General features: G+C 44.1%; 16 protein-coding genes. 7 read left to right on the forward strand and 9 right to left on the reverse strand.

Going from position 1 to position 18864, the window contains the following annotated elements:
- Positions 1 to 8 precede the first annotated feature (8 nt).
- The 4 genes from acnA to DK187_RS10560 form a co-directional block, all read right to left on the reverse strand.
- A complete protein-coding gene (gene acnA, locus DK187_RS10545) occupies positions 9 to 2756 on the reverse strand; it encodes an aconitate hydratase AcnA (RefSeq protein WP_111607308.1) in 2748 nt (915 codons plus the stop codon).
- 227 nt (positions 2757 to 2983) lie between these two features.
- On the reverse strand, positions 2984 to 3844 hold the full coding sequence (locus DK187_RS10550) for an NAD(P)-dependent oxidoreductase (protein WP_111607309.1): 861 nt from the start codon (positions 3842 to 3844) through the stop codon (positions 2984 to 2986).
- A 106-nt stretch (positions 3845 to 3950) separates the two neighbouring features.
- The gene (locus tag DK187_RS10555; protein WP_111607310.1) at positions 3951 to 4721 is read right to left on the reverse strand and encodes a DUF3307 domain-containing protein; all 771 of its coding nucleotides are present in this window, start codon (positions 4719 to 4721) and stop codon (positions 3951 to 3953) included.
- Entirely contained in the window at positions 4721 to 5386 is a 666-nt protein-coding gene (locus DK187_RS10560) for a hypothetical protein (RefSeq protein WP_111607311.1), read from the reverse strand. The genes DK187_RS10555 and DK187_RS10560 overlap by 1 nt, the downstream gene beginning before the upstream one ends.
- Positions 5387 to 5618: 232 nt before the next feature.
- Between DK187_RS10560 and hsdR the strand changes: the two genes are divergently transcribed.
- The 7 genes from hsdR to DK187_RS21235 all read left to right on the forward strand — a co-directional run bounded on the left by hsdR (position 5619) and on the right by DK187_RS21235 (position 14104).
- Positions 5619 to 8057: an EcoAI/FtnUII family type I restriction enzme subunit R gene (hsdR, locus tag DK187_RS10565; RefSeq protein ID WP_111607354.1), complete on the forward strand. Its 2439-nt coding sequence runs from the start codon at positions 5619 to 5621 to the stop codon at positions 8055 to 8057.
- Positions 8058 to 8144: 87 nt separating this feature from the next.
- Positions 8145 to 9608 carry an N-6 DNA methylase gene (locus DK187_RS10570; protein ID WP_111607312.1) on the forward strand — a complete coding sequence of 488 codons (1464 nt, stop codon included), beginning with the start codon at positions 8145 to 8147 and terminating at the stop codon, positions 9606 to 9608.
- A gap of 24 nt (positions 9609 to 9632) precedes the next feature.
- On the forward strand, positions 9633 to 10709 hold the full coding sequence (locus tag DK187_RS10575; protein ID WP_223232195.1) for a PDDEXK nuclease domain-containing protein: 1077 nt from the start codon (positions 9633 to 9635) through the stop codon (positions 10707 to 10709).
- 2 nt (positions 10710 to 10711) lie between these two features.
- A complete protein-coding gene (locus DK187_RS10580; protein WP_204355616.1) occupies positions 10712 to 12487 on the forward strand; it encodes a restriction endonuclease subunit S in 1776 nt (591 codons plus the stop codon).
- Between the two features lie 15 nt (positions 12488 to 12502).
- Positions 12503 to 13210 carry a DUF3800 domain-containing protein gene (locus DK187_RS10590; protein ID WP_111607314.1) on the forward strand — a complete coding sequence of 236 codons (708 nt, stop codon included), beginning with the start codon at positions 12503 to 12505 and terminating at the stop codon, positions 13208 to 13210.
- The gene (locus tag DK187_RS10595) at positions 13210 to 13692 is read left to right on the forward strand and encodes a hypothetical protein (RefSeq protein WP_111607315.1); all 483 of its coding nucleotides are present in this window, start codon (positions 13210 to 13212) and stop codon (positions 13690 to 13692) included. Before DK187_RS10590 ends, DK187_RS10595 begins: the two co-directional genes overlap by 1 nt.
- Positions 13693 to 13942: 250 nt before the next feature.
- The gene (locus DK187_RS21235; protein WP_188322893.1) at positions 13943 to 14104 is read left to right on the forward strand and encodes a hypothetical protein; all 162 of its coding nucleotides are present in this window, start codon (positions 13943 to 13945) and stop codon (positions 14102 to 14104) included.
- A 281-nt stretch (positions 14105 to 14385) separates the two neighbouring features.
- On the opposite strand, the gene darG is transcribed toward DK187_RS21235, so the two are convergent.
- From darG to DK187_RS10620, 5 genes are all read right to left on the reverse strand, one after another.
- Positions 14386 to 15486, reverse strand: a complete 1101-nt coding sequence (gene darG, locus DK187_RS10600; RefSeq protein WP_111607316.1) for a type II toxin-antitoxin system antitoxin DNA ADP-ribosyl glycohydrolase DarG — start codon at positions 15484 to 15486, stop codon at positions 14386 to 14388.
- Positions 15483 to 16136 carry a type II toxin-antitoxin system toxin DNA ADP-ribosyl transferase DarT gene (gene darT, locus DK187_RS10605; RefSeq protein ID WP_188322892.1) on the reverse strand — a complete coding sequence of 218 codons (654 nt, stop codon included), beginning with the start codon at positions 16134 to 16136 and terminating at the stop codon, positions 15483 to 15485. Before darT ends, darG begins: the two co-directional genes overlap by 4 nt.
- Positions 16129 to 16707, reverse strand: a complete 579-nt coding sequence (locus DK187_RS10610; protein WP_111607318.1) for a DarT ssDNA thymidine ADP-ribosyltransferase family protein — start codon at positions 16705 to 16707, stop codon at positions 16129 to 16131. The genes darT and DK187_RS10610 overlap by 8 nt, the downstream gene beginning before the upstream one ends.
- A gap of 183 nt (positions 16708 to 16890) precedes the next feature.
- On the reverse strand, positions 16891 to 17496 hold the full coding sequence (fic, locus tag DK187_RS10615) for a protein adenylyltransferase Fic (RefSeq protein WP_111607319.1): 606 nt from the start codon (positions 17494 to 17496) through the stop codon (positions 16891 to 16893).
- Positions 17497 to 17761: 265 nt separating this feature from the next.
- Positions 17762 to 18775 carry a zinc-dependent alcohol dehydrogenase family protein gene (locus tag DK187_RS10620; protein WP_111607320.1) on the reverse strand — a complete coding sequence of 338 codons (1014 nt, stop codon included), beginning with the start codon at positions 18773 to 18775 and terminating at the stop codon, positions 17762 to 17764.
- Between the last annotated feature and the right edge of the window lie 89 nt (positions 18776 to 18864).

The following is an 18864-nucleotide window of genomic DNA, read 5'->3' on the forward strand; positions in this document are numbered from 1 at the left end:
GGATGAAGCTATTGATGAAGCATATTGCGTAATACGTATTGTAATATGCCACCGTGTTTGTAGTAGTCCCACTCTTTCGGGGTATCAATACGTAGATCGACACGGGCGTTGATTGTTTCCCCATTGTCTTTTATTGCGACTAAGGTGACGTCAGTCACTTTGTCTTGCAAGCCATCGATAGAAAATATTTCCTGCCCGGTCAATCCTAGAGACTCATGGCTTTCCCCATCTTTAAATTGCAAGGGCAAGATGCCCATTCCGATCAAATTGGAGCGGTGAATACGCTCATAACTCTGCGCAATAACGGCCTTGACACCCAGTAGTAATGAGCCCTTTGCGGCCCAGTCACGAGACGAGCCCGTGCCATATTCCTTGCCTGCCAAAATAATCAATGGTGTGTTTTGATTTTGATAGGCCATGGCGGCGTCATAAATGCTAGCGAGATGGTTACCTGGTTGGGTGCGTGTCACACCGCCTTCTGTGCCGGGGGCGAGTAGATTTTTTAAACGTATGTTGGCAAAGGTGCCTCGCACCATGACATCATGATTACCACGACGAGAGCCATAAGAGTTAAATTGCGTTTTTTCAACACCATTCTCCTGTAAGTAAAGGCCCGCGGGTGAATCTGTTTTAATCGCCCCCGCTGGTGAAATGTGATCGGTCGTGACAGAATCGCCGAGTTTCGCCAAGCAACGGGCGCCTTTTATGCTTGGTATGCCGGGAGGATCGATCGTCATCGTATCAAAGAAGGAGGCTTTTTTAATATAGGTTGAGGTGTCATTCCAGTCATACAGTTTGCCATCGGGTACTTGGATTTGTTGCCAGCGATGGTCGCCTTGATAGACATTGGCATAGTTTTTTTCAAACATGCTTTTGGTCACAGTGTTTTTAACCAAGTCGCTGACTTCCTTAACATTGGGCCAAATGTCTTTTAGATAAATGTCATTACCTTGTTTATCTTGCGTTAATGGTTCTTTGTAGACATCAATATCGGTTCGACCGGCAATGGCATACGCCACGACAAGGGGCGGTGAGGCCAACAGATTCATTTTTACATCTTGGTGAATACGGCCTTCAAAGTTTCGGTTACCTGACAAAATAGAACTGACAATGAGTTGATGTTTTTGAATCGCGTCTGATATTTCGCTTGGCAATGGGCCAGAGTTGCCGATGCACGTGGTACAACCGTAACCCACTAAGTTAAAGCCAAGGTCGTTTAAATCGTCCATCACACCGGCTTTTTGCAAATAATCAGTGACGACTTTAGAGCCAGGGGCGAGGGAGGTTTTCACCCAAGGTTTAACATTAATTCCAAGTTGCTTGGCTTTTTTTGCCACCAAACCTGCTGCCAAGATAACGCTAGGGTTAGAGGTGTTGGTACAACTTGTGATCGCAGCAATCACGCAGGCACCGTCGGTTAGCTCAAATTCTTGTCCTTGAAATGTCACATTGGCAGCGCCTTTAAAGGAGGCTTCATTAAATTGCTCGTCGGTATCTGTGACTGGGCCTTCACTCTCGATAACTACTTGCTGCTGATCGCTTTTCTCGCGGCGCTCAATGCGCTCGTTTTGAAACGCTTTTAAATGCTTGCGTAACACGTCGCCAGCTTGATCAAGGGCAATTCGGTCTTGCGGTCGTTTGGGTCCTGCTAGGCTAGGCACCACATCGCCTAATTTTAACTCAAGATAATCCGTGTAGTCGGCTTCGTCGCCATGATTACGCCATAAGCCTTGATGTTTGGCATAGGCTTCCACAAGGTTAAGTTGTTCTTCATCGCGATTGGTTAGGCGTAGATAATTGATGGTTTCGTCATCAATGGGGAAAAGGCCGCAGGTCGCACCATATTCTGGCGCCATGTTGGCAATGGTGGCTCTGTCGGCCAGTGGTAAATCAGCAAGGCCATCGCCATAAAATTCGACAAACTTCCCAACGACACCGTGTTTTCGCAGCATTTCAGTCACGGTAAGCACCAAATCGGTTGCTGTTGTACCTTCTGGTAACCGGCCACTTAATTTTACCCCAACCACCTGCGGGATAAGCAAACTAATCGGTTGGCCTAACATAACGGCTTCGGCTTCAATACCACCGACGCCCCAACCAAGAACCCCTAAACCGTTAATCATGGTGGTATGAGAGTCGGTCCCCACTAGTGTGTCAGGATAGGCGAATTTTTTGCCATGACTGTCTTTATGAAAAACAACACGCGCCAAATACTCTAAATTTACTTGGTGCACAATACCCGTTGCCGGCGGCACGACTTTCAAATTATCAAATGCGGTCTGTCCCCAGCGCAAAAACTCGTAACGCTCTTTGTTACGGTCGTACTCCAGCTTAGCGTTTAAATCAAATGCCCCATCATTACCGTAACCATCCACTTGTACTGAATGGTCGATAACAAGCTCAACGGGGGAAAGTGGGTTTATTTTCGCTGGGTCGCCACCCAGTCTTTCCATGGCATCGCGCATGGCGGCTAAATCTACAATGGCTGGTACGCCCGTAAAATCTTGCATGACAACACGGGCCGGGGTGAAGGCGACTTCTATGGTGGGTTTGGCTTGAGGATGCCAATCGAGTAAAGCCTGAATGTCTTCTGTCTTAACATTGACACCGTCTTCATGACGAAGCAAATTTTCAAGTAAAATTTTCAAAGAAAAGGGCAGTCGTCTTGCCTTGCTACCAAGCTCTTTTAAGGAATGAATATGAAACGCTTCGCCATTCACAGTGAGTTGTTGATGGGTGTTGAAACTGTTGTTCATTATGTCCTCCTGCCGTATTGATAAGGATGATTAAGGCCCCTTCAAAAAACTAAGTATAGATTATCTTAACCTGTTCAGACGGTCGTGAAGCATGGGAAGTGGTCAAATCTAATTGGCTGGACTTTATTTCCTTATTCTATAAGGGGTTTTCATAATACAGTTGATTCAAATTACTTAAGTGACCATTAAGAGAAACTCAAGGTTTTCTCTTAATGGTCTTGTAGAAATTACTTTATCACTTTATAAACGGCGGCCATGTCTTCCTCTCCGAAGCCTGCTTTGATCGCTTGTTTAAAGGCTTCGTTAGCAATAGCGGCGGTTGGAAGAGGCTGGTCAAGCTGATCACCCAGTGCGACGGCCAAACGCATATCTTTTTGCATATGTTTGAGCGGGAAGCTGGTGGTGTAGTTTTCATTTAATAGCATCGCGCCTTTGCCTTTAAACATCGGATTCGACATGGCGCCAGCGTCAATAATATCTAAAATCTGCTGACCGTCTAAACCGGCTTTTTGCCCCAGAGACAGGCCTTCGCTGAAAATGCTCAACATGCCGCCCATCATCATATTCACGACCAGTTTCATATTGGCGCCTTGACCTACATCGCCAAGGTAAGGTGACATCTTACCCATTACCTCAAACGCTGGTTTTGCATCTTCGTAAAGGGATGGATCGCCCGCAGCGAGAATGATTAAAGTGCCGTCTTCAGCGGGCTTCTTAGTACCAGAGACCGGTGCTTCTAAAAAGCGTCCGCCAGTGTGAGTAATTAAACTGGCAATGGTTTTAGAGGTTATGTCGTCCACGGTGGACATATCCACATAACCACGGCCAGCACCAATGCCTGCTGCAACACCATCTGGGCCTTGGCAAAGGGCGAGAGCGGCTTCGGGATCGGACACCATGGCAAAAGTAATATCGCAATGTGCCGCCACGTCTTTGGGTGTCGCTCCTTGGCGAGCGCCCAGCGCGACTAACTCAGCGCATTTTGCTGCATTACGATTCCAGACCGTCACATCAAATCCCGCTTTTATTAAATTCGCAGCCATGGCTTTGCCCATGATGCCTAACCCTAAAAATCCAATACTTTTCATAAATTACTCTCTTAATCGGTGTTATTTTCTATATGTGAATGAATGGCAGCAGTTATAGCAGATAAAAATGGCAATATCGTAGCGCTCGTTTTAACCATAGAGATGGTTATGGCAGCAGCTTCACCACAATAAAACCAGTGAATAAAGCGATGCTTACTGAAAATAGTGAGCCCAGCATGACGTATTCGGTGAATTTTCTATCGTGGGCTTCCCGTAGATCCCCCATGCGGAAAATGGATTTCGCGGCGAGTACAAAGCCGACTGCGGTGTATTGGCCGTTTAGTATAAAGGTCAGCACTAAGACGCGTTCAAGGTAGCCCAAATACTGGCCGGCATTCGGTAAGGATTGCGCTTTCTTGTTTTGTGAGTCGCACACATCGGCTTCCAAGTCCGCCGACCATTTAGATAAAATTTCACCGATGATAATAGACGCCGGTTTGAGCATCATCAGATACGCCAGAGTGACGAGGAGAGACGCGCTGTAATCTATGTCATTGATGAGCGTTTTGATTTGTTCTATCGCGGTATCAAAGAGATAAAACCATAAAAATAGGATGCTTAGGACATGAAGTAACTGGTCGATAATAAACCACAAAAAGCCTTGTCCAACTTTTACTTTTGCATAATCGATTAGGCTATGAATAACGGCGAATAGTAAGCTGATAAAGAGCGAGCCTAACAAGCTGGTGGCGGTTGCGAAACTCACAATCACTAAGACAATGGCGCCATGAACCAGCCCATGATAATACAAAGCGCTCGAACGGCCTTGGTGCGTATTTTTGTCTTTCACCCATGAGTTTGGCTGTAAAAAGAAATCGCCAATCACATGTCCGAGTAACAACATAAGCAACACAGGCAAACCATCGAGCTGAAACATCACGACATACTCCTTATTAACGTGGTTGCTAATGCATCCAAGGTGTCTAGTATCAAACTGGCATTTGCCCGTTGCAAGCGTGAGGCTAACGAACGTCGATGAATCCCGGTCTTGGCCGACAGCGCGTCTTGCGTTAATTCAGGGTAGAGTAGGCGAGGAAATAAGACTTCAGCCTGTTTCTCACTGAGGCCCGTCATTATAAAATCTAGGTGACGAATCAATAAATCACGGCTGGGGTTGGCTTCAACGGTGTCTGGCAAAGACAGCTTAAGGCGTTCTTCATCCATGTCTTTCAAGGCTCGGCCAGACAGCTGAAAGGCTTCGCCTTTGGCGGTTTTTCTCAGCTCAGCCTCGATCTGTTTATACGAACCAATGCCAACAGACACCCGAGCATCGGCGCCTTTTACACACTTCATCAGTGTGAGTCTTAATAAGATAGCGCAGCGCAGCGCGTGTTTTGGATTGGGTACAAATACCTGAAACTCATCACCGCGGAACACATCGCCCTGGGCATGGAATTCATCTTGGAAAATGGCAATGGCTTGCTCAACCTGCTGTAAACAGGCTTGATGCTCAGCATCCGACAAAGCACTGGAATTGACAATGTCTCCAGTGACAACTCCGCCTGTATTCATATCATTAGCAACATCATTAAGAGACGCCATCGAATTATCCTCCTTCACCACAAGCCCAACTTAACGGCTTTCATATGAGCTATCAAAGCATAATTCATTGACCAAAGCCAGTTTGGTCAATGAATAGTGACCAATTATGGTTTGGTCAGTATTTTAGTGTTTATTAGCGATCCGTTTGCTGGTTAGTTTGCTAATACGCTCGGCTTTGCACAAAACTTTCGTTATATTAGGAAGTTAAATGGAGTTGCAGCGGATAGGTGGCATGACCTCAGGTATTAATAAAGCAAAATTATCAGAAACCGACATCATCACGAAATTTATTCTGCCCGCTGTTAAAAACGCTGGTTGGGATGATCGTACACAGATACGACAAGAGTTCCCAGTTACAGATGGTAAAGTGGTGGTGCGAGGTCAAGTGGCAGCACGGCAGAAGGCGAGAAGAGCCGATATTGCGCTCTTTTACAAAGACGGTATGCCGCTGGCGGTGATTGAAGCCAAGTCCAATCAATATTCTGTTGGTCATGGTATTCAACAATCCTTGGATTATGCCGAACGATTGGGTGTGCCTTTTGCTTTTGCTAGTAACGGTAATGGCTTTTTATTCCATGACAAAACCAATCTAAACCAAGTTGAAAGTGAGATAACGCTGGACGACTTCCCTAGTTGCGATCAGCTTTGGGTAAAATTCTGTGAATGGAAAGGCTATCGTAACGACCAGCTTCCCTTGTTGACGCAAAGTTACCACAGCGATGGTGAGGGCAAAGCGCCTCGTTATTACCAGATGCAGGCGATTAACCGCTCCATAGAAGCTGTAGCCAAAGGCCAAAATCGCTTGTTATTAGTCATGGCAACAGGCACAGGTAAAACCTATACCGCCTTCCAAATTATTTGGCGTTTATGGAAAGCCAAGCAGAAAAAGCGCATCTTATTTTTAGCTGACCGCAATGCCTTAATCGATCAAACTTTTATCAACGACTTTCAGCCGTTTGGTACGGCCATGACCAAAATCAAAGGCCATAAAATTGACCCAGCTTATGAAATTCACCTTGGTTTGTATCAGGGTATGACAGGCACGGAAGAGATACAAAAAGTCTATAAAAAAGTATCTCCTGATTTTTTTGATTTGATTGTGATTGATGAATGCCACCGAGGCAGCGCGGCAGAAGATAGTAACTGGCGTGACATTCTCGACCACTTTAGTGGCGCGACACAAATTGGTTTAACAGCCACTCCGAAAGAAACCGAAGACGTATCGAATATCGAATACTTTGGCGAGCCGATTTATACCTATTCCCTTAAACAAGGTATTGAAGATGGCTTCCTTGCACCCTATAAAGTGATGCGTGTTGACATTGATGTGGATGTACAAGGCTGGCGACCAGAAAAAGGTAAGTTAGATAAAGATGGCAATTTGGTAGATGACCGCATCTACAACCAAAAAGACTTTGACCGTAACCTAATAATCGACGAGCGCACCCAGTTGGTGGCACAAACCGTGACCAACTACTTAAAACGCACCGACCCCATGGCGAAGACCATCGTGTTTTGTAACAACATCGATCATGCCGAACGCATGCGCCGGGCTTTGATTAACCTTAATCCTGAACAGGTGGCGAAAAGCGACAAGTATGTGATGCGCATTACGGGCGATGAAAAAGAGGGCAAAGATCAGCTGAGTTATTTCACTAACAGAAAAGAATCTTATCCAGTGATTGCCACCACCTCGGAGCTGATGACCACAGGTGTCGATGCCAAAACCTGTAAGTTGATCGTGCTCGATCAAGGCATACAATCTATGACCAAGTTCAAACAAATTATTGGTCGTGGTACACGTATTGATCAGGAATACAATAAGCTTTGGTTCACCATATTGGACTTTAAAAAAGCCACGGAGCTGTTTGCTGATCCGCGCTTTGATGGTGATCCAGAGCAAGTTAAAGTCAGCACGCCAGCGGCCTTTGCTGATGATGCTCTTCTTGATGAAATGATTCACGAAGGGGAAGAGATCGACCTAAGCCAAGATGACAGCATAGACCCTGACAGCATTCAAGAGCCCCAAGGTGTCTACCAAAACGGTCATCGTGAAGATTACCAACTGGGTGATGCAGACTGGAATGATGATAAACCACGCAAATTTCACGTGAACGGTGTGCAAGTAAAAGCCCTCGCCGAGCGGGTACAATATTATGATACCGACGGCAAACTGGTGACCGAATCTTTTAAAGACTACACCCGCAAAACCTTAGCGAAGCGTTTTGCTTCCCTGGATGAGTTTGTCAAAACGTGGCAAGCGGCAGAACGCAAACAAGCCATTATTGATGAGCTGGAAGAGTGCGGAGTGATTTGGGAATTACTCGAACAGGAAGTAGGAAAAGAATTAGATCCATTCGATATGATTTGCCATATCGTATATGATCAGCCGCCGCTGACTCGAAAAGAGCGCGCTAACCAAGTGAAAAAGCGTAACTACTTCACCCGCTATGATGGTGTGGCACAAGAAGTGCTCAGTCGTTTGCTCGATAAATACGCCGATGCCGGTGTGGCGGAAATAGAAAACATACAAGTACTTAAAGTCGCGCCGTTCGACCAGTTCGGGCGTATGCAGGAAATTATTAAAAAAGGCTTCGATGGCAAAAAAGAAACCTATTATGACGCGGTGAAAGCATTAGAAGACGAGCTTTATCAAGATCAAAGCGCATAACACCACCCCCAATTCATATTTCACTCAGGCCAAAGCCAGTATTTGGCTTGAGTGAAATCATTTCGAACAAATGCAATAGAGAACATTATGTCCATCACGACTGTCATCAAATCCATCCAAGACATTATGCGCAAAGACGCTGGCGTAGACGGCGACGCCCAACGCCTTGGTCAAATGTCATGGTTGCTGTTTCTAAAGATTTTTGACGCCCAAGAAGAAGAGCTAGCCTTTGAACAGGATGATGCTTATCAAGCACCCATTCCAGAAAATTACCTATGGCGTAACTGGGCAACCAATCCCGAAGGCATTACTGGTGACGATCTGCTCGATTTCATCAATGATGATCTGTTCCCCGACATGAAAAACCTTGATGCCACTCGTGATCGTAATCCTCGTGGTTTTGTGGTGAAAGAAGCCTTTAGTGATGCTTACAATTACATGAAAAACGGCACCTTGCTGCGTCAGGTGATCAATAAACTCAACGAAATCGATTTTACCGATTCTCAAGAGCGTCATCTGTTTGGTGATATTTACGAGCAAATTCTGCGCGACTTGCAAAGTGCAGGCAATGCAGGGGAATTTTACACGCCTCGTGCCGTGACTCAGTTTATTGTCAACCGTCTCGATCCCAAACTAGGGGAAAGTATCATGGATCCTGCCGCAGGCACGGGCGGCTTTCTTGCTTGCAGTTTTGATCATGTAAAAGACCGTTATGTGCAGACCACGGAAGATCATCAAACCCTACAAAAGCAGATCCACGGCGTGGAAAAAAAGCAGCTGCCGCATTTATTGTGCATCACCAATATGATGTTGCATGGTATTGAAGTGCCCGTGCAAATTCGTCATGGCAATACCCTGAACCAGCCGTTGGCAAATTGGGACAGTAATATTGATGTGATCGCCACCAATCCTCCGTTTGGCGGCACAGAAGAAGACGGCATTGAAAAGAACTTTCCCGCCGATATGCAAACCCGAGAAACCGCCGACTTGTTCTTGCAATTGATCATAGAAGTACTGACCAACCAAGGCCGAGCAGGGGTGGTATTGCCTGATGGCACCTTGTTTGGCGAAGGTGTGAAAACCAAGATCAAAAAAATGCTCACGGAAAAGTGCAACCTGCACACCATCGTGCGTTTACCGAACGGCGTGTTTAACCCTTACACCGGCATTAAAACCAATATCCTGTTTTTCACCAAAGGCCAGCCGACAAAAGACGTGTGGTTCTATGAGCATCCGTATCCAGAAGGTGTGAAAAACTACAACAAAACCAAGCCAATGAAGTTTGAAGAATTTCAAACCGAAATCGATTGGTGGGGCGACGAAGCGGATGGTTTTGCCAGCCGTGTGGAAACCAACCACGCGTGGAAAGTCTCTATCGACGAGATCATCGCGCGGAACTTTAACTTAGACATTAAAAACCCTTATCAAGAAGCGGTAGAAAGCCACGATCCAGAAGAGTTGCTGGCCACTTACCAAGCGCAGCAAGACGACATTGCTGCGTTGCGCAACCAGCTAAAAGACATACTCGGCGCGGCGCTGGCAGAAAAATAAACCAAGGATGGGAAGAAAAGCAGTATGACAAATAGCATGCAAAAATCGCCCGAAAAGCAAATAACTCAAACGTCTGATTACCTGTTTAAGACATTACAAAGTGTGATTAAAGACGTTAAAAAGCAAGTCTCGACGCAAGTCAATTCAGCATTAACAATGATGTATTGGCATATCGGTAAGCAAATTTATAATGAGTTATTGCAGCAGCAACGGGCAGAATACGGGCAAGCTATTGTTAAGGCATTAAGTCGTAAACTGACCAATGAATTTGGTAAAGGGTTTAACTACAGTGCGCTCACACGTATGCAAAAGTTTTATAGTGCTTTTCCAGAAGAGCCAATTGTTGCGACACTGTCGCAACAATTGAACTGGTCACACATTGTTTTATTGTTGCCCATTAAAGACCCACTTGCACAACGATTTTACGCTCAAATGGCGGTCAACGACCATTGGAGTGTTCGCACCTTGCGTAACCGCATCGACTCTATGTTATTTGAGCGCACTGCCTTGTCGAAGAAACCAGACGAACTCATTCAGCAAGAATTAGCACAATTGAAAAAACAGCAAATTACGCCTAACTTGTTATTAAAAGATCCATATCTATTGGATTTTTTAGATCTGAAAGACCACTATCTTGAGAAAGACTTAGAAGACGGCATTTTAAGAGAATTAGAATGCTTTTTGTTAGAACTAGGCAGCGGTTTTAGTTTTATTGCCCGCCAGCATCGTGTGCAAATAGGCCAAGAAGACTTTTACATTGACCTGTTATTTTACAACCGTAAGCTCAAACGACTGGTTGCCCTTGATTTAAAACTGGGAAAATTCAAAGCCGCTTACAAAGGGCAAATGGAATTGTATTTGCGTTATCTGGCGAAATACGAACAACAGCCCGACGAGCTAGCGCCACTGGGTATTATCTTATGCGCCAGTAAAGATCAAGAACAAGTAGAACTGCTCGAACTAGACCGTACCGATATTCATGTGGGTGAATACCTCACGGCGTTACCTTCCAAAGAACAGCTGCAAAATAAGTTACATCAGGTTATGGCGAGCCGACTTGATGCCGTCAGCGACGCAACAGATCTAGCCAAAGGCGAATGACCATGACTCAGCACAACCACATTAACCACCTGATAACCGACAACATGGACGTTTGGACCAGCGCTATCAAACGCAAATCCAGCTCGGGCCGAGGCTCAAGCAAAAAAATAGAACTGTACGGCATCAAGAAACTGCGCGAGCTGATTCTGGAGCTTGCCGTGCGTGGCAAGCTGGTTCCACAAGACCCAAATGACGAACCTGCGTCTGCTTTGCTAGAACGCATCGCCGCCGAGAAAGCCGAACTGGTCAAACAAGGCAAAATCAAAAAGCCGAAAAAGCTGCCAGAGATTACCGAAGACGAAAAACCGTTTGAACTGCCGAAAGAGTGGGAGTGGGTGAAATTAGGAGATTTATCTAGTGATATTCATTATGGCTATACAGCGTCAGCGATGCCAAATTCTGAGGGTATTAGGCTTCTCAGGATTACAGATATTCAAGATGACAAGGTTAATTGGTCAACTGTTCCTGCATGTGAAGTAACGCCAGAAAAAGCAAAGGGCTACTTGCTTGAAAATAACGATATTTTGTTGGCGCGTACTGGAGGAACTATTGGTAAATCCTATCTTGTCGAGAATATTGATGTAAAGGCAGTCTTTGCGTCTTATTTAATTCGTGTTCGTAAGATTGAGTCGATGTATGCATCGTTTATAAAAGTTTATTTAGGGAGTCAGCTGTACTGGACGCAGCTTTATGCCAATTCTGCTGGGACGGGACAGCCTAATGTTAATGCTACAGCACTGAAGTCGTTACTTTTTCCAGTGCCACCTATTGAAGAACAACACTGCATTGTCGCCAAAGTCGATGAGTTGATGGTGCTTTGCGATCAGCTAGAGGCGCAAACCGAATCCAGTCTTGATGCTCACCAAACCTTGGTGACAGCCTTGCTAGACACCTTAGTGAATAGCCAGAATCCTGAAGAGTTGACGGAAAACTGGATGCGCATCAGCGGCCACTTCGACACCTTATTCACCACAGAACAAAGCATCGACCAGCTCAAACAAACCATCCTACAACTGGCTGTGATGGGCAAGCTTGTCGAGCAAAACCCCAACGATGAACCTGCCTCGGTTCTACTTGAACGCATCGCCGCTGAGAAAGATGACCTAATTAAACAAGGCAAAATCAAAAAACAAAAACCACTGCCACCGATTACCGAAGAAGAAAAACCGTTTGAGTTACCAGAAGGGTGGGAGTGGTGTCGATTTGGGGTTTTGTTTAAGTCATTTTCAAATGGTCTGTACAAACCTGCGAAATTTTATACAGATGCTGGTGTGATCTCTTTGAGAATGTATAACATCCAAAATGGATGTATTGATTTTAATGCAGCGAAAAGAGTCGAGGTTGAATCTAAAGAATTAGAGCAGTTTATATTAGAAGCTGGTGATCTTTTGATTAATCGAGTTAATAGTAAAGAGCTTGTAGGTAAAACTGGAATAATTCCTAAAATGGAAGAGCCATTAGTGTATGAAAGTATGAATATGCGAGCTAAACCCTTTACAAATTATTTATCTTCTGAGTATTTGAATTTATTTATGATGACAAGGATGGCACAGAATTCTATTTCATTGTTTGCTAAAGAGGCAATTGGGCAGGCATCAATAAACCAAGGGCAAGTGAGTTTAATTAAAACGCCTTTGCCGCCATTCGAAGAACAACACCGAATCGTCGCCAAGGTCGATGAGTTAATGGCTATCTGCGACCAGCTGAAAACCCGACTCAGTGAAGTGCAAACCACGCAACTGAACCTTGCGGATGCGTTAGTCGAGCAAGCTTTGTAACCAAGGAGGGTGTCTATGAGCGAACTTTATAATGTGTATTGTGATGAATCTTGCCACTTAGAAAACGATGGTATTAACGTGATGACGTTGGGGGCGCTTTGGTGTCCTGTGGCTAAGCGGGCTGACATTTCCAAACGGCTTCGAGAAATCAAGGTAAAACATGGGCTGTCAGCAGATTTTGAAATCAAATGGACTAAAGTAAGTAAAGGGCGGTTGGACTTTTATCTCGATGTCATTGATTACTTTTTTGATGACGATGATTGTCATTTTAGAGGTTTGGTCGTACCTGATAAAACAGTTCTTAATCATCATAACTTTGGTCAAACTCATGATGATTGGTACTACAAAATGTACTTTGTTATGTTGAAAAGTATCTTTGACCCAGAATCAAAATATCGTGTCTACATTGATATTAAAGACACATTGGGTCATGAAAAAATTACCAAGTTGCACGATGTCGTTTGCAATAGTCATTATGATTTTTCGCAACATATGATAGAAAAAATGCAGCGCATTCATTCTCATGAAGCGGAACAGCTTCAAGTGGCCGATCTGTTGATAGGTGCATTAGCCTATTTACATCGAGGGCTCACAACGAATCAAGCAAAGCTTGATTTAATATCAAGAATTAAAGAGCGTAGTGGTTATCAATTAACGCGCAATACTTTGATTAGAGAAAGTAAGTTTAATCTTTTAATTTGGAATGGACAGGGAGATTCCTAGTGACATCGGCATGGCTGCCAGATTTGGTGTTATTTAATGATTACGACGGAGATTGGAATCGTTATTTAAATGCTATCTATGCTTATTTCGAAGCAGATTTTGTCTTATCAAAGCCGACCTTTCGTGGCGTTAGACTAGGGTTAAAGCGTTATCCTGAATACGATGGAAAGTCTGCGACTTTTTGGCATATGACCAGTACAGGGGATGATGAAAACGAGCGAACACCAGATTTTCGTCGTTGTGAGCGTATTCGTTGGCCAAAGCCAATTATTGAAAACGATCAACATTTATCTTTAAAAATGTGGGCTGAACCTAAAGGTAAAAATAAGCGCATTCATATTTGGTATGAGCAAAAAGGATATTTAGTTGTGCTAGATGATAGAGGCGACTATATCTTGCCTTGGACTGCATTTTACGTTGAGCGTGAACATGAAAGACGAAAATACAATAAACGTTGGGAACGAAATAGAGATAATGTATAGGAAGTAACTAAGAAAAGCTGACCTCGCCCTCTTGCGAGGACGGTGTCGTAACTCCTTCTACACATGGTAGATGAGATGCATGAATATTAGCTACATGAGTCAATATTTGCAAGTAATTCGTTTTAAGCATAGGGGAGCTGTATTTCTTCATGATTAATTTTATGCTTTATTAGCGAGATTTTACGCAGAAAGTACAATCGTGAGCAATTAGAGACTATTGTAGGTTTTACGGTAGTTAAGGAGATGCGAAATGCTAATTCCTAAAAAAGAAAAAGTGAAATCGACGCCTTTTTCTGTTTTTTTTCGACATGCTAAGTCGGCAGAAAAACGCCAGTTTTTTGATCGGATCGCAAAAAAAGCGATTGAAGAGCAGCAACAGATGCTTGAAAAAGCTAAGAACATGCCACAATAAATGACTTTATTGTTTATACCAGAGCCGCTTGATAGCGGCTTTTTAGTCTGTAAAACCTGTAGTGCTAAAACTATTTGGTTCCACTTGGGCGCAGTGCTAATGGCTTAAAGGAATGGAAAGACAGTACTGGACGAGAGTTAGTAGCGGTAGAAGAGGTTGAGATAAAAGAGGCGTAAAGCAAAATCTAACTGTTAGCTTATCCGATAATATTGTTAAACGATGATTTTATGCTTAAAACGCCGTGAGCTATGAAGACGTGATCACGGCGCTTTAACTGTTGTTTACGCGTTTTGGATAAGTGGCTGATAGGTGTTTTTTAAACGATTTAAGGCAATGTTAATCGAGCGTTCATCAAATAAGTTTGTTTTGCGTTTTGCGCTTGCTTCTCCGGCGGGCCAGTGCTGAATGCCTTGAATGATTTTTTGTAGATCAGGTTCGATGTTTTCTTTGCTAACGAGCCAATCAATCGTAGACAGCAACTCCATACCAAAAGGCGTCTCAAAACCGTCTATCAGCTCTATTGTGTCTTGTAGAGACGTCAGATAGGGAGCCATTTCTGCACTTTTTAAGTAAGTATTTAGCTGATCCTGTTTTGAGTCCTCAAACCAAATTACGTCGAGTGGTTCCGCATCATTAATGCGTTTATTACAGTACAGATAAATTCCATCCAGATGGTCTATTAAGTGTCTGAGCCTGTCTGCGTATGGGCCATATAGGTTCGCTTCGAACCTAAGGTCTAGTGGGTTGTCGGTTTTATTCGATCCGTTGTGTTTTTCAATTGAGCGCTCTAAAAACCAAGCCAGCTTCTGAACTTCCAGCAAAGTACACTCCATCCCCATCACCCAGTATTGGCGAATTAATTCTGCAATCATGGCTCTAGCAGGGGTGAGTTTTGTGTGGCCTTTTTGTTTGGCAACATTTTGATAGCGCTGTGTTGGTTCGAAAACCAAAATATCGACAGATTCTAGGTCACCGAGAATGCGCTCAATTTCAGGTTTTACGCTTTCCCAGTTAAGCTTGCCATTACCCGCACCCAAAGCAGGAATCGCAATGGAGTTTAGATGATTATCAAGAATGACTTGTTTTAGATCTACTAAGCCTTCCGTAATCCACTCTAATTTAGACGGATTGCGCCAATGGCGCTTAGTCGGGAAGTTAACAATCCATCTTGGTCCAACGAGTTCGCCCGTTTGGGTAACGAACATGCGACCTGTTTCTACTTGTTTTGCTTTACAAGCATTTGCATAATCTTGTGTATTTTTGGGAAAGCGTTCTTTAAACATGAGCGCGATGCCTTTTCCCATTACACCAACGGTATTCACCGTATTAACGAGGGCATCGACATCCGCTTCGAGTAAGTTGCCTTGTGTGTAATGAATCATTGAAAATACCACTGTGTCATTTTTCGAACATCGATAGCTAGAGATTTTTCCTTCACTATTTGTTCAAGCTGTTGTTTCATTTCGTCTGAATAACAAACAATGCCCAGTAAACTGGTGATGGGGCAATGTTTATAAACCAAGGCTTCTGCTTGGTAGCGTTCGATTTGGGCCGGGTCGTCTTGGTTTCGTTGAAAGTTTCGTTGTTGAATAATAGTCCAATCTAGTTTTATTAGCTCGTCTGAATTATCGAAAAATTCTGCAAACGCTGTGTAAGCATGACGGTCTGTGAAAACAAAAGGTACCTTTGAGTCTATTAGTTTTGGTATTGAAGAGACTAAGATGACAATTTCTTCATTGGCTCTTTGTTTAACGCCACCGCGACCTGTGTGTATGTTGTACATCATAGGAGAGAAAGGCGTGAAGTAGAAGGGAATATAATCACTCAGTGTGCCGTATGGCTTGATGGGAACATTGCGCTGAGTACGTTTGTGAATTAAGTCTGTATTGCCTATTGGTTCATAGTGCTCTGCGACCTTTTGTGAGCTGGCACAATGAAGGCCATTATCCAAAATCCAAGCAAGGTTATCTCTATGGACAATTCTCCATATGAGTGCTTTTTCTGGGTTTAGGTTTGGATAATGATTAGTCATGATGTTTTACAAACATATTCTCGTTTATTTGCGTGTTGACCGTGATGTTAACAGATTTCATTATTTGTTGAACTTGCTGATCTACCGTTTGGCTTTGGGTGAAAATTTTAAAAAATTGACTCGCTGGAATCGATTCTGGTGAAAGGCATTCTGCCATACAAACGCTTTTACAATTTTTATCGCTGTAGTTTCTTTGATCCATTAGATCCCAGTTGATGTGCTCCATTCCTTGGTTGTAATTGAGTCTGGTCGTCTCTTCGTTTGCAAGTGGATGACGTGGAATAATTTGCCAATTATTAGCGCTGGCGTGATCTCGTCTTACTGCGATTAATATGAACGTTTTGTTCTTATAGGAGTGCTGAGCTGCTAAGTCAAAAGGGTTTTTGCTGAAAAAGTGAAAGGGTACATAGTCTTGAAGTTTTTGAGCTTGGCGTTTTGTAACAATATCGCTGTCTGCGACGTCGGTAAAATCGGTCAGTTGGCTGCGTGGTAATAAGCCATGTTTAAGAATAGATTCAAGGTTTTCTAAGCTTGTTAGATGGTACAGCAGTCTTTGGTCTTTAATTGACATCGTGAAATCCTTTTTACTGAAGTTGTTTTGGTTGTACAGTGCGTGTACTTATATATCTAAGACATTGTAATGAATAAAATGAGTCAGAACCCTCAAAAATAGTTGTACTTGTTAGTTAGTGCACCCTTTGCGTTTAAGGTGGGTAATCTCTTTTGTTGCTGGGGCTTTTTTAGACTCTTTTGGCTAGAGCTCTTCTGTCTTAAATTCGCTGTAGCCTTCGTAGTAGTAACTCACGTCAATGCCTTTCATAAAGACCGAGCGGTCGTGAATTTTATCGGTTAAGGCTTGTTTGAGTAGTACTTTAATTTCAACGTCTTTGACGACGCTGCGCTGCATCGAAGAAAGGTATTCGTCTTTATCGACGGCGTTCCAGTCTATTACCTGTTTGATTTCTTTTTTGAATATAAGGTCAAGCCAGATGCGAGTGGCGCGACCATTGCCTTCGCGAAATGGGTGGGCGATGTTCATCTCTACATATTTTTCGACGATCTCGTCGAAATTGCTCTGGGGCATGGCATCGATGTGTTTCAGCGATGGCTCTAAATACATGAGGGGAGCAAAGCGGAAGCCTCCTTTGGCAATGTTGACCTCACGAATCTTGCCTGCAAAGTGGTAGATATCGTCAAACAAATAGGCGTGAATAAAGGCGAGACCTCTAAAGGTGCCAATCTCAACTTTTTCGATGTCACTGGAGTCAAACAGCTGTTTCGCTTTTTGCTTACTGATTTTTTCCTCTGCTTTCGCGAGTTCTATTTGGTCAGTGATATTGAGTTTGTTTTCCAATAGCATGTTACATGCCCTCTGTTTTTACTATGTCTGCTTTTGAACAACGGCTTTTAGTGTTTTACATCGAATAGCTGAGAATGATCCTTTATTCTACCGTAAAGTGCTCTTAGGCTTCATTGCTATTTTGGGAAAAATTACTGTTTGGGTCCGGTAGCTTGTTGTTGGCTTTAGATGTGTTGAAATACGTTCTGGGTTACTGATGTGCCCAATAAAAAAGAGAAGCCATTCGACTTTTCTTTTTTATTTCTGAAGTGTGATTTACGCAAGGTTAGAATTTAATCAGTACTTTACCTATGTGTTTGGCTTGTGCGAAGTATTGGTAGGCTTGGGGCGCTTGGTCAAAGTCAAAAGTTTTAGCGATCAAGGCTTTGCGGTCGTTGGTGGCTAGGGCGTTGATGTAATCAACAAACATGGCGCGACTGCCGTTGGCGATGCCTTTGATGACAATGTTTTTCAGGATAAACATGGTGTAGTTGGGTATAGGGGAGTTGCTCCCAGGTGCAACGCCGATGACCACGATTTGTCCATTGGCCGCTGCGGCATTAATGGAGTGGCCAAGTGTGTCCTGTCCGCCTGTTTCTAGAATGATGTCTGCCCCGTGATTGTTGGTTTGCTTCATCAGTTCCGCGGCCCAGTCTGGGTGCGTTTTGTAGTCAATGGTGATGTCTGCGCCAAGTTTACGTGCCACGGCTAATTTTTCATCGCTGGAAGAAGTGATGGCCACGCGTGCGCCATGCATTTTCGCGACGTTGAGTGCGGCTAAAGACACACCGCCAGTCCCTAAGCAAAGTACTGTGTCGCCTGCTTTTACTTTGGTTTTGCCTGTGAGGGCGTGCCACGCGGTGAGTCCGGCAGACGCCATGACGGCAGCGTCTTCATCGCTAATGTTATCCGGTAGGCGGATTAAGGCGGCCGCTGGCAATAAAACCTGTTCTGCAAGCCAACCATCGTGGGTGATGCCGATATCGTGATTAAAAATGTTGGTACTAAATGGGCCATCTAGCCAGTTGGCAAAATGCCCGCAAACCACACGATCGCCCACGCTGACTTCTGTTACGCCTTCGCCGATGGCAATCACATCACCAACGCCTTCTGTGCCAGGCACGCGCTTAGGATCTTGAAGTGGGCCATAAGTCCCTGTTAGTACTTGGATATCTCGGCTTATAAGGCTGACAAGACGTGGCGCAATGATGGCTTCACCAGGGCCTGCGACTGGCTCTGGGCGTGTGGTGGCGCTTAGGGTGTTGTTGCTGTGTTGTTTGCCAATTTGAAATGCTTTCATGAATGGGTAACCCTTATTGGTATATCGTCTTAGAATGGGCGCAAGTGTAACCTAGCGGAGTTTGGCGACTGTGTGGTAAATGAGTAAAT

The sequence above is a fragment of the Marinomonas arctica genome, from assembly GCF_003259225.1.
Lineage (GTDB): Bacteria > Pseudomonadota > Gammaproteobacteria > Pseudomonadales > Marinomonadaceae > Marinomonas > Marinomonas arctica.